The following is a 14,272-nucleotide window of genomic DNA, read 5'->3' as shown; positions in this document are numbered from 1 at the left end:
CATTGGCATAGAGGCAGCGGTCCCCGATTGATGGCCGTATCGTCATGCGCCATCGTCATACGCCGCTTGCCGGAATGCCGCTACGCGTCACCTTGCGCGGTGCGGTGATATCCTTCCACTGGGAAAGCGCCTTGCTGACGGCCGTGACCGGCTCGCGCCTGACGAATTCGCCGTGGCCCTGGCGGGTCTTGATCGCGCCTTCCTCGATCGCGAGGACGCCGCGCGTCAGCGTATAGCGCGGCAGGCCGGTCACTTCCTTGCCTTCGAAGACGTTGTAGTCGATCGCCGACTGCTGGGCTTTGGACGAAATGGTCTTGGAACGTTGCGGGTCCCAGACGACGATATCGGCATCGGCGCCGACAAGGATTGCGCCCTTCTTGGGATAGATGTTGAGGATCTTGGCGATGTTGGTCGATGTGACGGCGACGAATTCGTTCATCGTCAGCCGCCCGGTGTTGACACCATGCGTCCAGAGCATCGGCATGCGGTCTTCGAGGCCGCCGGTGCCGTTCGGGATCTTGGTGAAATCGCCAACGCCGAAGCGCTTCTGCGCCGTGGTGAAGGCGCAATGGTCAGTGGCGACGACCTGCAGCGAGCCGGAGGCGAGACCTGCCCAGAGCGAATCCTGATGCTGCTTGTTGCGGAAGGGCGGCGACATCACCCGGCGGGCCGCATGATCCCAGTCGGGATTGGAATATTCGCTCTCGTCGAGCGTCAGGTGCTGGATCAGCGGTTCGCCATAGACGCGCATGCCCTTGCTGCGCGCACGGCGGATCGCCTCGTGCGCCTGTTCGCAAGAGGTGTGGACGATATAGACCGGGCAGCCGGCCATGTCGGCGATCATGATGGCGCGGTTGGTCGCTTCACCTTCGACTTCGGCGGGCCGGGAATAGGCGTGCGCCTCGGGGCCGTTATTGCCCTCGGCGAGCAGCTTTGCCGACATCGAGGCGACGACGTCGCCGTTTTCGGCGTGCACTAGCGGCAGGGCGCCGAGTTCGGCGCAGCGCTGGAAGGAGGCGAACATTTCGTCATCGTCGACCATCAGCGCGCCCTTATACGCCATGAAGTGCTTGAAGGTGTTGATGCCCTTGTCGCGGACGATGGTCTCCATTTCCTTGAAGACCTGCTCACTCCACCAGGTGACTGCCATGTGGAAGGAATAATCGCAATTGGCGCGGGTCGATTTGTTGTCCCACATGGTCAGCGCTTCGAGCAGCGACTGGCCGGGAGCGGGCAGGGCAAAATCAACCACCATGGTGGTGCCGCCGGAAAGGGCGGCGCGCGTGCCGCTTTCGAAATCGTCGGAGGAATAGGTGCCCATGAAGGGCATTTCGAGATGAGTGTGCGGATCGATGCCGCCGGGCATGACGTAACAGCCCGTGGCATCCAGCGTCTCGTCGCCCGAGAGATTCTGCCCGATCTCGATGATCTTGCCGCCGTCGATTTTCACGTCAGCCTTGTAGGTGAGGTCGGCCGTGACGATGGTGCCGTTCTTGATGACTGTGGTCATGATCATTCCCCGTTCTTGTCTGCAGTTTGGGCCGGCGAATAGAAGCCGAGCAGTTCTGAGCTGACCTCGATCCGGCCCTGCAAGGCAGCTAGAATCGTTTCGAGTACTGAGCGACGTTCGCGCGAGATTTCCCGATTCCAGAAGCGTAGGACGGAATAGCCATTCACATTGAGCCATTCAGTTCGGCGCTGATCCGACGTGCTATCGGCATGCTGGAAGCCGTCGACTTCGACGATCAATCGTTGTTCACGACAGAGGAAATCGACGATGAATGGGCCGAGGGGAACTTGCCTTGCAACCTTATAGCCATTCAAGCGGCGGGCGCGGAGGTCGCTCCAGAGGTGGTATTCCTCTTCAGTTTCTTTGCGGCGAAGCGTTCTGGCCTGGTCGGTCTTGTTGGTGCGATGTTTCCGGATATCCTGCTTGATAATTTTCGTCGCGCCCGGAGCCCCCTCATCCGCCCTTCGGGCACCTTCTCCCCGAGGGGAGAAGGGGGAGACCGCGACGTCTACCGATCCCTTCTCCCCAGCGGGGAGAAGGTGGCCCGAAGGGTCGGATGAGGGGGCTCCGGGCTCGACATAAGCCATCACACCACAATCTCCGCCGTCTCGACCACCGCATGAAACAGCACATCGGCGCCCGCCGTCGCCCATTCCTTGGAGATTTCTTCCGCCTCGTTATGCGAGAGCCCGCCGACGCAGGGGCACATGACCATCGTCGCAGGTGCCACTTTGGCGGCCCAGCAGGCGTCATGGCCGGCGCCGGAGATGATGTTCATGTGGCTGTAGCCGAGCCGCTCGGCGGCTTCGCGCACCGACGTGACCAGTTTCGGATCGAAGGTGATCGGTTCGAAGTGGCCGATCGCCTCGATGGAACAGCCGACGCCGAGTGCATTGGTGATCTCAGGCGCCTTTGCCTCGATCTTTGCCCGCATACGGTCGAGCTTCTCCTTGTCGGGCGAGCGGATGTCGACGGTGAAGACCACCTTGCCGGGTAGCACGTTGCGGGAATTCGGCGAGAAGAACACCTGGCCGACACCGCCGACGGCACCCGGCTGTTCGCCCATCGCCACGTCCTGGACCATTTCCAGAATGCGGGCCATGGCGAGGCCGGCATTGACGCGCAGGTTCATCGGCGTCGAGCCGGTATGGGCTTCCTTGCCGGTCAGTGTGAATTCCAGCCACCAGAGGCCCTGGCAATGGGTGACGACGCCGATCTGCTTTTCCTCGGCTTCGAGGATCGGTCCCTGCTCGATGTGATATTCGAAATAGGCGTGCATCTTGCGGGCGCCGACCTCTTCGTCGCCGACCCAGCCGATACGCTTCAATTCGTCGCCGAACAGATTGCCCTCGGGGTCCCTGCGATTATAGGCAAAGTCCAGGCTGTGCACGCCGGCGAAGACGCCTGACGCCAGCATGGCAGGGGCAAAACGCGCGCCTTCCTCATTCGTCCAATTGGTGACGACGATCGGATGTTTGGTCTTGATGCCGAGATCGTTCATCGTGCGCACGACTTCGAGGGCCGCAAGCACGCCGAGCACGCCGTCATATTTGCCGCCGGTCGGCTGGGTATCGAGATGCGAGCCGACATAGACCGGCAAGGCATCGGGATCGGTGCCGGGGCGGGCGGCGAACATCGTGCCCATCCGGTCGACACCCATGGTCAAACCGGCATCGTCACACCATCTTTTGAAAAGACTGCGGCCCTGCGCATCGGCATCTGTCAGTGTCTGGCGGTTGTTGCCGCCTGCTATGCCGGGGCCGATCTTCGCCATGTCCATGAGACTGTCCCAGAGACGGTCGCCATTGACGCGCATGTTCTCGCCTGGTGCTGCCACCATTCTTTATGCCCTCACCTGTTTGCGGCAGTCATGCAAAGAGGCATGCCCGCTCGTTCCCGTGGTCCTTTCCTGCGCCCCCTTATTGGTTTTGTCGAGCGCCGGAAAATCGCCAGTTGCCTTTGTTTTACATCTGACGGATAATTTGACCGATTGGTAAACATTACAACTTCCATCGCCGGGCTCAAGACGAAAATCACGAAAATTGCCGATAAAAATGCGGGCAGTTGCTCAAGGAAGCGGCGAGGGTCGTCCCTAGCCAAAACTTGAGCGAAGAAGTTGAATTTCAAGGGGAAACGACAGCCTGTGACAATACCGAGAGCAGCGAAAACCCTGAGGCGGACGCGAATCCAGGAAGAGAAGGAAGAGCAGATCCTGGAAGCTGCGCTCGATGTGTTTTCGGCAAGCGGCTTTCGCGGCTCGACAATCGATCAGATTGCCGAAGTGGCCGGCATGTCGAAACCCAACTTGCTCTATTATTTCCGCACCAAGGAAGCCATGCACCGGGCGCTGATCGACCGGGTACTTTACACTTGGCTGGAGCCGCTCCGCGCCTTCGACGCCGAAGGCAATCCAGAGACGGAAATCCGCAGCTACATCCGCCGCAAGCTGGAGATGGCCCGCGATTTTCCCCGCGAGAGCCGGCTCTTCGCCAACGAGGTGCTGCAGGGCGCGCCACATATCGAAGACGAGTTGAAGGGGCCGCTGAAGGAACTGGTCGACGAGAAGGCGGAGGTCATCCGCGCCTGGGCGACATCAGGCAAGATCGTCAAATGCGATCCCTACCACCTGATCTTCTCCATCTGGTCGACGACGCAGCATTACGCGGACTTCGACGTTCAGGTGCGTGCTGTGCTGGGGCAGGAACATTCGGGCGAGGGGCGCTTCGAGGATGCGGCGCGGTTTCTGGAACAGCTCTTCATCGGTGGGCTGCGACCGGATACCCTTGGAGGATGAGGCTTTACCCTCTCCTCGGAAGCGACACCCGGGCAAGAATATGCGTCATGCCCTCCATCGTATAAGGCTTCTGCAGCACGGGCGCGTCGGAGTGGCTACTCGCCTGAGCGATGCCCTCCCCATACCCCGTGGCAAATAAGAAGGGCACGCCGTCAGCAGCCAGTCGATCGGCAATCCCGAAACTCGTCTCATCGCCAAGATCGACGTCAAGAAGCGCCAGATCGAAGGACTGTCCGGTCAGGATCTCAATCGCTTCGGCGACACTTGGCGCCGTTGCCACGTCGGCGCCTAAACGGCGCAGGATATCCTCGCCATTCATGGCGACGACTAGATTGTTTTCCACCAGGGCGCTGCAAAGTGACATGCTGACGTTTTTCCGAGTGATATGGCGGCCGCCCACAGTGGACGGTGAATGAGCGGATGTACTGCGCCATCGCGTTATTTCCAGAGAAACGCCTAGGAATAGCATGGGTTTCTAGTCGCTCGCAGACCCGCGGCGAGCGCTTCAGCCCATCATTGCCGGCAATCCCGCAGCGAGCGTATCGATCGCGAGCCGCACCTTCGGCAGCATGACCGGTGAGCGCAGCCAAACGGCATGGGCATCGGAGATATTGGCCGGTTCGTGCTTCAATACCTGAATGAGCCGGCCCGCCAGCACCTCCTCGCGGACCAGCCAGCAGGGCAGCCAGGCAAGACCGCGCCCGGCGACGGCGGCATCGGAAATCGAAGCGAGGTCGTCGAGCCGAAGTCGCGCCTTTGGCACCAGCCGCCGCCCGGGATCAGCCGCAGTCGGAAAGATCCAACCTTTGTCATCATCGCCCCGCCTGTAGACGATGCCCTCATACCGCGGAATATCGAAGACCGTCTGCGGTGCGCCATGTTTTTCCAGATAGGCGGGCGATGCGCAGACGGTCATGCGCTGGCGCGCGATCGCCCGGGCCATCAGATCCGGATTGTCCTTCAGCGGTCCGTTGCGGATGACAAGATCGAACCCGTCCTCGAGCAGGTCGACGATACGGTCGTTGAAGGAAAGGTCGAGTTCGAGGTTCGGATGTTCATCGAGCAGGCGTGCGAGGATCGGCGCGATGCAGTGGCGGCCGAAAAGCACGGGCATCGAGATGCGCAATCGGCCGCGCACGTCACGCCGGCCGGATTCCAGCATGGCTTCCCCGAGGCGGATTTCCTCGATCGCCCGCAGGCAGCGCTCGTAGAAGAATCGGCCTTCCTCGGTAAGGCTCTGCATGCGTGTCGTACGGTTGAAGAGGCGCACGCCGAGACGCTGTTCCAGACGTGCGATCGTCTTGCCGACGGCCGAACGCGTGAGATGGAGCCGCTCGGCGGCAGCCGAAAAGCCACCAGCCTCGACGGCTTCGACGAAGATCGAGATACCCTTCAGCTGTTCCATTTGTTTCCTCTTTGGAACCATTCTGGTGAATTAATATCGCAACTGGTGCGAAATATTCAACGATATCCTTGTGCTCCCTGCAATGGACAAGGAGCAAGGCAATGCAAACAACACGGCAATGGCAGATCGACGCGGTTGGACCGGAGCGCCAGCTGACGATCGGCGAGCGGAGGCTCGAGCCGGTTTCGGGAAACAGGGTTCTGGTGCGGACGGAAGCCGTTTCGCTCAATTTCCGCGACCGACTGGTGATGGAGAGCGGCATGGGGTTGCCGCTGCAATTTCCCTTCGTGCCGGCTTCCGATATGGCGGGGGTCGTCGAGGCAGTCGGACCGGAGGTCAGCCGTTTCAAGCCGGGCGATCGGGTCATCTCGACGTTTTCGCCCGACTGGATCGACGGACGCGGGTTAGGCGATGCGCGCACGCCGCCTTACAAGACGCGCGGCGGCTTTTATCCCGGCGTCCTCTCGCAATACACCGTGCTTTCCGAAGAATGGTATTCACGCGCGCCTGACACGCTGGATGCGGCGCAGGCGAGCACCTTGCCCTGCGCCGGGCTGACTGCCTGGTTCGCACTGATCGAACGCGGCGGTCTGAAGGCCGGCGACAAGGTGCTGGTGGAAGGCACCGGCGGGGTGGCGCTCTTCGGTCTGCAGATCGCCAAGGCGCATGGTGCGGAGGTCTTCATCACATCAGGCAGCGCGGAGAAGCTCGGCCGCGCCGTTGCCCTCGGCGCCGATCACGCGATCAATCGCCATGAGGGCGACTGGGTGGAACAACTCTATCAGTTGACCGGCGGCTACGGGGCCGATCACGTGCTTGAGATCGTCGGCGGCCCACATCTCGGCCAGGCGCTGAAGGCGGTGGCGATCAATGGCCGCATTTCCGTCATCGGCGTGTTCGAGGGATTCGAGGTTTCCGGCCCGACCGGGCCGTTGCTGCTCAAGGCGCCTGTTGTGCAGGGCATTTCCGTCGGCCATCGCCGTGCGCTTGAAGATCTGGTGCGGGCAATCGACCAGACCGGGCTGAAGCCTGTGATCGACAAGCGTTATGCCTTCGACGAATTCCCTGAGGCGCTCGATCATCTCTATCGCGGGCCTTTCGGCAAGGTGGTCGTCGAGTTCTGACGATCGCGATTTTCCCGTCTCCCCGCTGCATGATTGTAGGGGGAGACGGCCATCAGGCGGCAGCAGGGACGCCCTGTTCGAAGGCGAAGCTTTCATCGGCCCAGCCGGTCATGCCGCCGATCATCAGCTTGGCCTGGAGCCCGAGATTGGCGAGGCGGAAGGCGGCCTTGTCGGCGCCGTTGCAATGCGGGCCGGCGCAATAGACGGCGAAGAGTGTATCGCTTGCCCATGCCGACATTCGGTGCGCCGTCATCTTGCCGTGCGGCAGGTTGATGGCGCCGGGAATATGGGACTCCGCGAAGAGCTGCGGCGAGCGCACGTCGAGGAGAACGAAATCGACGTTGCCGGCCGCAAAGGCGGCATGCACATCCGAGCAGTCGGTTTCGAAAGCGAGCTTGGCGGCAAAGTGAGCGACAGCGGCATCCGGAGCTGCAGCAGGTGTTTGGGAAACGGGGCTTGGCATCGGTCTTCCTTTTTCTGAAGTTGCCGCCTGGTATCGCCGATGCTAGAGCTTTGCGAAATTGGCCATCATGTCTGACAGCGTAAAGATCATGCCAAACTCATTGCCGCAGCAGACGAAAGGACCGCTGGTCGCCGCACTTGCCTATGACGGGCTCTGCACCTTCGAATTCGGCATCGCCTACGAGGTCTTCGGCCTGCCACGGCCGGAAATGGGCGAAGGCTGGTATCGCTTCTCAGTCTGCGGCATCGAACCGGGTCCGCTTCGCGCAGCGGGAGGGCTGACGGTCGCAGTCGACCAGGGACTGGAAGTGCTTGACGAAGCGGACCTGATCGTCGTGCCGGGCTGGCGGTCGATCGATGCCGTCGTTCCCGAGCCGCTTGTTTCAGCGCTCAAGGCAGCGCATCAACGCGGCGCACGGATCATGTCGCTTTGCTCGGGTGTTGCCGTTCTTGCCGGGTCGGGCCTGCTAACGAACCGCAGGGCGACGACGCATTGGCGTTATGTCGCCTCGATCGCCGCGCGTTATCCCGATATCGCACTCGATGCCGACGTTCTCTACATAGACGAGGGCAGTCTGCTGACGGCAGCGGGCAGTGCTGCCGGCATCGATCTCTGCCTGCATGTGGTGCGCGGCGATTTCGGTTCGGAAGCAGCAAACAGCGTTGCAAGACGCCTCGTCGTGCCGCCGCACCGCGAAGGCGGACAGGCGCAGTTCATTCACGCGCCGGTTCATGAGGAACGCGAGGGCATCCGCTTGGGGGCGCTGATCGAATGGATGCGCGAAAGCCTTTCCGAGGATCAGCCGATCAGCCTGCTTGCGAAAAGAGCGGGCATGAGCATGCGCACCTTCCAGCGGCGCTTCGAAGCGACGACGGGCCTCAGCGTCGGCGAATGGCTGCTCACGGAGCGGCTGCGGCATGCCCGCGATCTGCTGGAGAAGGAACTTGCTGTGTCGCTCGATGACATCGCCGCTGCCAGCGGCTTTGGAACACTGGCAACGATGCGGCATCATTTTCGCAGGCGGCTCGGGACAAGCCCTCATGCCTATCGAAAATCATTCGGTGGCTAAGGCATCCTTTGCCTGCATTTAACCTAAATGGCCGCTCTCGATCGCATCTCGAGATGGCGCGTGATGATGAGCGACATCTCAGCGCGCTCCGAGACAGCAAGAGCTGACTGAAACGGCGCGATGTCCGCCGGCCGGGAACTTCAATGGCGCCGGGTTGTTGCGCAGAAAGGGTAAATCGAAAGGACGCTTCGACTATGACAACCAATCTCGAGGATGCTGTTGTCGTCATTACCGGCGCATCGAGTGGTATCGGTCAAGCCGCAGCCGAGGCATTCGCCAGGCGGGGTAGCAGGCTGGTGCTCGCGTCGCGCAACGGTGCCGCATTGGAAAAAGTGGCAGAGGTCTGCCGCCGCCTCGGCGGCGAGGCCACTTCAGTTGTTGCGGATGTCACCGACCCCGATGCAGTCAAGGCTCTTGCCTCGAAAGCTGCCTCGTTCGGCAAGATCGATGTCTGGGTCAGCAATGTCGGCGTCGGCGCGGTTGGTCGGTTCGAGGAGACGCTAATTGAGGCGCATGAGCAGGTCATCCGCGCGAACTTGCTGGGACATATCAACGACGCACACGCGGCTCTCCCGGTGTTTCTACGCCAGGGTACGGGCGTATTCATCAATATGATTTCGCTCGGCGGTTTTGCAGCGGCGCCGTTCGCCACAGCCTACAGCGCCAGCAAGTTCGGGCTTCGCGGATTTTCCGAGGCCTTACGGGCGGAGGTGGCGGATAAGCCTCGCATTCATATCTGTGACATTTACCCCGCCTTCGTCGACACCCCCGGCCTGATGCATGGTGCCAACTATGTCGGCCGGAAGGTCTCCGCGCCGCCGCCGCTGATCGATGCCGGCGCGTTGCCGAAGCCATAGTCCAGGTGGCAAAACACCCGCGAGCAACGACCACCGTTGGCGCAGTAACCAATGCAACACGTCTCGCTCACCTGCTGGCGCCAAACCTGGCGGCGCGTTTGCTCGGCCGCTTCATGGCCGCCTATTTCAACCGAGCATCACCTGTCGCGAAAAGCGACGGTAATCTCTATCGGCCTTCCCAGGACACGGCGCATATCGATGGCGGGTTACGCTCGCGCTCGCGGCCATCGCTGTCGACGCCTCTGATGCTGGCCTTGCAGCCCTTGCTTCCATCGCGGTCGGCGCGGCCATTGCATCGAGAGGCAGCCGGCGCCAGCCTCTTTCGCTGCCCCGGCGCTTGCGATAGCCGAGAAGATCGCAGCACCGAGCACTATCAAAAAGCCCGAGCAACTGTGACCGGATCCCAGCTTCACCTAGACGCTATGGCGAAGGCCTCGTAGGGGCTGAGTTCAATGGTCTCGTTGATCTTGTGCACCGGTTCATAGTTGCAAATGAGACATTCTCCGTTCATCCCGAGCTCCGATGGCAAACTCAGCCCAATGTGCCGCGGGGTGAAATTAGCGATGACAATCATCCGTGTCCTGTCGAATGTACGGGTATAGACGAAGACATCAGGATGTTGGTCGAGCCAGGATCGGTATTCCCCGTAGACGATGACAGGGCAGGTCTTCCGGAGCGCGATCAGTTTGCGATAGTGGTTCCAGATCGACTTCTCGTCTCCGATGGCCGCTTCGGCGTTGACCTTCGGATAATTGGGATTGACCTCGATCCAGGGTACGCCGGTCGAAAAACCGCCATAGGGGGCCGCACTCCATTGCATCGGTGTGCGGGCGTTATCGCGACCGTTCTCGTTTGCTCCGCGAATAAACTCTTCTGGGGAAAGGCCGGCCTCCACGTGCAGCCTGTGCATGTTGAGGGTTTCGATGTCCCGGTACTGATCGATGGAGGTGAAGGGGACGTTTGTCATTCCGATTTCCTCGCCCTGATAGACGAAGGGCGTGCCTTTCAGCAGATGCAGCACGGTGGCCAGCATCTTGGCCGACTCGATATGATAGCCGGTCACGTCGCCGTAGCGGGAGACGGCGCGCGGCAGATCGTGATTGCCCCAGAAGAGCGAATTCCACCCGTCTTCCGATAGAGCAAGCTGCCATTTGCTCAGGACGGTCTTGAGATTCACAAGGTCGAACGGTTTCGGGCGCCATTTGCCATAGACCGCGTCCCATTGCTGGGTGACGTGCTCGAACTGGAAGATCATCGAGAGTTCTTGGCGGTCGCGTCCGGAATAGAGGAGGGCTGCACCGGGAGTGGCGCTCCAGGCTTCGCCGACCGTCAGGATATCGCGGCTGCCAAAGGTCTTGGCATTCATCTCCTGCAGATAGTCGTGCAGATGCGGTCCGTCCTTTATAAGCTCCTGGTCCACCTGCTTGCCGATATAATCAATGACATCCATGCGAAAGCCGGCAATGCCTCGCTCAAGCCACCAGTTCATCATGTCATAGATTTCCGCCCGCACCCTTTCGTTCTCCCAGTTGAGATCCGGCTGGCGGCGAGAAAACATATGCAGGTAATATTCGCCTGTTGCCGGGTCGAGCGTCCAGGCCGGTCCGCCGAAGGAGGACTTCAGGCCGTTCGGCGGTCCTCCGTCCGGCGCAGGTTTGCGCCAGATGTAGAAGTCGCGGAATGGGTTGTCCGAACCGTGACGGGATTGAAGAAACCACGGATGCTCGTCCGATGTGTGGTTGACGACGAGGTCGAGCATGATGCCGATTTCTCGGTCTTTCGCCTCAGCCACCAGCCGGTCGAAATCTTGGAGCGTGCCAAACTCGGGGGCAATGTCCCGGTAGTCCGATATGTCATAACCATTGTCGTCCATCGGCGACTTGTAGATCGGCGACAGCCAGATGATGTCGATCCCGAGCTTTTTCAGGTAGTCGAGCTTTGAGGTGATGCCGGGGATATCGCCAATGCCGTCTCCGTTGGAATCGCAAAAGCTGCGCGGATAGACCTGGTATACAGTTGCGGTATGCCACCATTTCGGTTGGAGAGGTGATCGCTCGGGACCTGCCAGCGGTGTCGTGGAGTAATCCATCGGAGGCTTCCTATCTGTTGGGGATATCGGGAAAACACTGGTGATGTCTGCAGGTTCCACCGGGCCAGACCTTCCTTCCGCATCCCCCGGCATCCTTGGACTTGGCGCAATCCGAGGAACCCCCTCCTTCCGGGACCGTTAGAAGGGGTGGCAACAGAGATTATCGGGAGACCGTCGCGGTGCCGAACCGAAGCAGCAGCTGGTATGAGGAGGCGGTGATCTACAGCATCGATGTCGAGAAATTCGCCGATGGCAATGGTGACGGCATTGGCGACTTCGCGGGCCTGACGAAAAAGCTGGCCTACCTTTCGGAACTCGGAATTACCTGCATCTGGCTACTGCCGTTTTATCGCAGTCCGGATCGCGACAATGGTTATGACGTCAGCGATTTCTATTCGATCAATCCAAAGGTGGGAACGCTTGACGATTTCCTGACATTTCTGCACGGCGCCGGTGAGCATGGCATTCGGGTGATCATGGACCTCGTCGTCAATCATACATCCGATCAGCATCCCTGGTTCCAGGCCGCTAGGCGGGATGACGAGACGCGCTACCGCAGTTATTATGTCTGGAGCCCCGATCCTCCACCTGTCGCTTCAGGGGCCAAATCGATTTTTCCGGGCGAAGTGGACAGCCTCTGGACCTATGATGAGGTGGCGAGGGCCTATTATTTCCATAGCTTCTACGAGTTTCAGCCCGAATTGAACGCTGCAAATCCGCAGGTGCGCGAAGAAATATTGCGCATCGTCGATTACTGGATCGCATTCGGCGTCAGCGGGTTCAGGCTGGACGCCGCCCCGCTCATCATCGCCGATAAAGGACTTGAGCATGCCAATCCTCGCGATCCCCACGGCATCCTGAGGCAGATCGGCAGCTATCTGCAAAGCAGGCGATCGGGTGGTGTGCTCCTCGGAGAAGTCAATCTTCCGCCGGAAGCTTCCGACGCCTTTTTTGGCGAAGGAGACCAACTCCAGCTTCTGCTCAACTTCATGCTTGCCTGCTATCTCTTCGCAGGCCTCGCTGGGAAAGACGCGGCCTCGATCAATCAGGGACTGAGCCTGCTTCCGGAGCCACCGCCCGGTTGCGCATGGGTCAATTTCCTGCGCAATCTCGATGAGCTCGATTTTTCCCGAGTTCCCGCGGATTTGAAGAAGAACGTCTTCGACGCCTTCGCTTCGAAGGAAGAAATGCAGGCATTCGGCCGCGGCATCCGCCGTCGCGTTGCGCCCATGTTGGGCGGCGACCAACGACGGACGGAACTCGCCTTCAGCATCATCTTTTCTCTGAGCGGGCCGCCGCTTATCGTCTACGGCGACGAGATCGGTATCGGCGAGGACCTTTCCCAGCCCGGACGCAATGCAGTGAGGGTACCGATGCAATGGTCGGCGGAGAGGAATGCCGGTTTCTCCAGTGCCGACGCCGGAAAACTGTGTCAGCCGATCGTCTCGGACGAGCCGTTTTCCTACAAGAAAGTCAATGTTGTCGACCAATTCAATGATCCTAATTCCCTGTTGAACAAGATCAGGCGTTTTATTTCTCTTCGCAGGAATCAGCCGATCTTCACAAAAGGGCGGCTGGTGAGATTGAGCGCCGAGGATCCGGCTGTTTTGGTCCACGGCTTTGAAGACGCCGGGTCGCTTCTGCTGCTCGTCCACAACCTCGCTCGCCGGCGTATTAAGACGGAAATCAATTTTGGCGGAATGCAGCCTCGGAAGTTCCGAGATCTGATCGGCGAGGTGGAGTACGCAGGCGCCATCCAACCACGCCTGCAACTCGAGCCCTATGCCTACCACTGGTTTATTTCCGAGGGCAACGGATCATGACGCTCATCGGCTATCACGCGTCCCATGAACAATTTTCGCCAAGCGAGCTCCTCGGATATGTGCAGGCTGCGGAGGCTGCAGGTTTCGGCGCCGTGATGTCGTCCGATCACCTGACGCCATGGAGTGAGAGGCAGGGTCAGTCGGGCTTTGCTTGGGCCTGGTTAGGGGCCGCGCTCCAGGCCACGCAATCTATTCCCTTCGGTATCATCACAGTCCCTATGGGCTGGCGTTATCATCCGGCGATTACCGCACAGGCTGGTGCGACGATTGCAGAGATGTTTTCGGGCCGGTTGCCGTGGATAGCGGTGGGCAGCGGGCAGGCCATGAATGAACATGTCATCGGTGAACGCTGGCCCTCCAAGGCAGAACGAAATGAACGGTTGCTGGCTGCGGTCGAGATCATGAGGGACTTGTGGTCGGGGAAGCTGGTCAGTCGGACAGAACCCATCAAAGTCGATCAGGGCCGCGTCCATACTCTCCCTGATGAGATCCCGCGCATTGTTGCCGGCGCTCTTTCGCCAGAAACGGCCGAGTGGGCGGGAGGTTGGGCGGATGCGCTTATCACCATCAACCAGCCGACCGGCAAGCTCGACAAAGTCGTCGAAGCCTTCCGGCGCGGCGGCGGGAGGCAAAAGCCGCTCTACTTGCAAACACATATTTCCTATGCCGGCTCCGAAGAGGAAGCTAGGGCAAATGCCTTCGACCAGTGGCGCAGCAACGCGATTTCCGCTGCAATCTCGGAAACGCTTCGTTTGCCGGAGGAGTTCGATGAGGCATGTCTGAAGGTGCGGCCTGAAGATATGGACCAGCATGTGCGCATCTCGGCCGATCCACGACAGCATGTCGAGTGGTTGAAAGCCGATGTCGCGATGGGATTTGACGAAATCTATATTCACAATGTCGGGCGCAATCAGCGCGAGTTCATCGAAGTTTTTGGTCGAGAGGTACTACGCTCATTCAGGACTGATGCGCCGGTCGATCCATGCGATCTTTCAACGGGAGATGGCTTCAAGGGCAGTCCAGATATCAGTTGATGAGGAGCGAATGCGGCTGGCCGTCGCAATTGCCCGCACTGTCGGGAATATGCTGCTCCAAAGAACAGCGAACTCCAAGCCGAAGTGCGCTACCGAGTGCGCTA

General features: G+C 60.1%; 12 protein-coding genes and 1 pseudogene. 6 read left to right on the top strand and 7 right to left on the bottom strand.

All coding sequences use genetic code 11. The features are described 5' to 3' along the window. Window positions 1-55: 55 nt before the first annotated feature. Genes hydA through N1937_RS16885 form a run of 3 tightly spaced genes read right to left on the bottom strand, consistent with a single transcriptional unit; the run spans window position 56 to window position 3,350 of the window. Window positions 56-1,510, bottom strand: a complete 1,455-nt coding sequence (gene hydA / locus N1937_RS16895; protein ID WP_162117970.1) for a dihydropyrimidinase — start codon at window positions 1,508-1,510, stop codon at window positions 56-58. A 2-nt stretch (window positions 1,511-1,512) separates the two neighbouring features. Continuing rightward, window positions 1,513-2,097: an endonuclease domain-containing protein gene (locus tag N1937_RS16890; protein WP_260056589.1), complete on the bottom strand. Its 585-nt coding sequence runs from the start codon at window positions 2,095-2,097 to the stop codon at window positions 1,513-1,515. After that, window positions 2,097-3,350 (bottom strand): Zn-dependent hydrolase, encoded by a 1,254-nt coding sequence (locus N1937_RS16885; RefSeq protein ID WP_017965807.1) that lies wholly within the window; start codon window positions 3,348-3,350, stop codon window positions 2,097-2,099. Before N1937_RS16885 ends, N1937_RS16890 begins: the two co-directional genes overlap by 1 nt. Window positions 3,351-3,626: 276 nt before the next feature. Here N1937_RS16885 and N1937_RS16880 point away from each other — a divergent pair, with 276 nt between their 5' ends. Continuing rightward, window positions 3,627-4,304 (top strand): TetR family transcriptional regulator C-terminal domain-containing protein, encoded by a 678-nt coding sequence (locus tag N1937_RS16880; RefSeq protein ID WP_170262109.1) that lies wholly within the window; start codon window positions 3,627-3,629, stop codon window positions 4,302-4,304. 4 nt (window positions 4,305-4,308) lie between these two features. On the opposite strand, the pseudogene N1937_RS16875 reads toward N1937_RS16880, so the two are convergent. Both N1937_RS16875 and N1937_RS16870 read right to left on the bottom strand, forming a co-directional pair. After that, window positions 4,309-4,650: pseudogene (locus N1937_RS16875) on the bottom strand (response regulator); the annotation flags it as partial. A gap of 159 nt (window positions 4,651-4,809) precedes the next feature. Further along, window positions 4,810-5,709: a LysR family transcriptional regulator gene (locus N1937_RS16870; RefSeq protein ID WP_170262110.1), complete on the bottom strand. Its 900-nt coding sequence runs from the start codon at window positions 5,707-5,709 to the stop codon at window positions 4,810-4,812. Window positions 5,710-5,810: 101 nt separating this feature from the next. On the opposite strand from N1937_RS16870, the gene N1937_RS16865 reads away from it, so the two are divergent. Next, window positions 5,811-6,833, top strand: a complete 1,023-nt coding sequence (locus tag N1937_RS16865; RefSeq protein WP_170262111.1) for a zinc-dependent alcohol dehydrogenase family protein — start codon at window positions 5,811-5,813, stop codon at window positions 6,831-6,833. A 52-nt stretch (window positions 6,834-6,885) separates the two neighbouring features. Here N1937_RS16865 and N1937_RS16860 read toward each other — a convergent pair whose 3' ends face one another. Beyond that, window positions 6,886-7,296 carry a rhodanese-like domain-containing protein gene (locus N1937_RS16860; RefSeq protein WP_170262112.1) on the bottom strand — a complete coding sequence of 137 codons (411 nt, stop codon included), beginning with the start codon at window positions 7,294-7,296 and terminating at the stop codon, window positions 6,886-6,888. 67 nt (window positions 7,297-7,363) lie between these two features. Here N1937_RS16860 and ftrA point away from each other — a divergent pair, with 67 nt between their 5' ends. Together ftrA and N1937_RS16850 are read left to right on the top strand one after the other, a co-directional pair. Continuing rightward, window positions 7,364-8,365, top strand: a complete 1,002-nt coding sequence (ftrA, locus tag N1937_RS16855) for a transcriptional regulator FtrA (protein WP_260056588.1) — start codon at window positions 7,364-7,366, stop codon at window positions 8,363-8,365. Between the two features lie 194 nt (window positions 8,366-8,559). Further along, complete coding sequence (locus N1937_RS16850; protein ID WP_441005650.1) at window positions 8,560-9,222, top strand: SDR family oxidoreductase; 663 nt, start codon at window positions 8,560-8,562, stop codon at window positions 9,220-9,222. A 409-nt stretch (window positions 9,223-9,631) separates the two neighbouring features. On the opposite strand, the gene N1937_RS16845 is transcribed toward N1937_RS16850, so the two are convergent. After that, entirely contained in the window at window positions 9,632-11,311 is a 1,680-nt protein-coding gene (locus tag N1937_RS16845) for a glycoside hydrolase family 13 protein (protein ID WP_170262114.1), read from the bottom strand. 179 nt (window positions 11,312-11,490) lie between these two features. Here N1937_RS16845 and N1937_RS16840 point away from each other — a divergent pair, with 179 nt between their 5' ends. Together N1937_RS16840 and N1937_RS16835 are read left to right on the top strand one after the other, a co-directional pair. After that, window positions 11,491-13,134 (top strand): alpha-amylase family protein, encoded by a 1,644-nt coding sequence (locus tag N1937_RS16840; protein WP_441005664.1) that lies wholly within the window; start codon window positions 11,491-11,493, stop codon window positions 13,132-13,134. Continuing rightward, complete coding sequence (locus N1937_RS16835; protein WP_170262115.1) at window positions 13,131-14,168, top strand: TIGR03885 family FMN-dependent LLM class oxidoreductase; 1,038 nt, start codon at window positions 13,131-13,133, stop codon at window positions 14,166-14,168. The genes N1937_RS16840 and N1937_RS16835 overlap by 4 nt, the downstream gene beginning before the upstream one ends. The last annotated feature ends 104 nt before the right edge of the window (window positions 14,169-14,272 follow it).

The organism is Rhizobium sp. WSM4643, from assembly GCF_025152745.1.
In the GTDB taxonomy this organism is placed as follows: domain Bacteria; phylum Pseudomonadota; class Alphaproteobacteria; order Rhizobiales; family Rhizobiaceae; genus Rhizobium; species Rhizobium leguminosarum_I.
Note: the sequence above shows the minus strand (reverse complement) of the source record. Positions and strands in the feature narration are given on the sequence as shown.

Bases quoted from the DNA above. Each gene is read 5' to 3' on its own strand.
- ftrA (WP_260056588.1), top strand. From the start codon at position 7,364: ATGTCTGACAGCGTAAAGATCATGCCAAACTCATTGCCGCAGCAGACG.
- N1937_RS16890 (WP_260056589.1), bottom strand. From the start codon at position 2,097: ATGGCTTATGTCGAGCCCGGAGCCCCCTCATCCGACCCTTCGGGCCAC.
- N1937_RS16850 (WP_441005650.1), top strand. From the start codon at position 8,560: ATGACAACCAATCTCGAGGATGCTGTTGTCGTCATTACCGGCGCATCG.
- N1937_RS16860 (WP_170262112.1), bottom strand. From the start codon at position 7,296: ATGCCAAGCCCCGTTTCCCAAACACCTGCTGCAGCTCCGGATGCCGCT.
- N1937_RS16870 (WP_170262110.1), bottom strand. From the start codon at position 5,709: ATGGAACAGCTGAAGGGTATCTCGATCTTCGTCGAAGCCGTCGAGGCT.
- N1937_RS16865 (WP_170262111.1), top strand. From the start codon at position 5,811: ATGCAAACAACACGGCAATGGCAGATCGACGCGGTTGGACCGGAGCGC.
- N1937_RS16885 (WP_017965807.1), bottom strand. From the start codon at position 3,350: ATGGTGGCAGCACCAGGCGAGAACATGCGCGTCAATGGCGACCGTCTC.
- N1937_RS16845 (WP_170262114.1), bottom strand. From the start codon at position 11,311: ATGGATTACTCCACGACACCGCTGGCAGGTCCCGAGCGATCACCTCTC.
- hydA (WP_162117970.1), bottom strand. From the start codon at position 1,510: ATGACCACAGTCATCAAGAACGGCACCATCGTCACGGCCGACCTCACC.
- N1937_RS16835 (WP_170262115.1), top strand. From the start codon at position 13,131: ATGACGCTCATCGGCTATCACGCGTCCCATGAACAATTTTCGCCAAGC.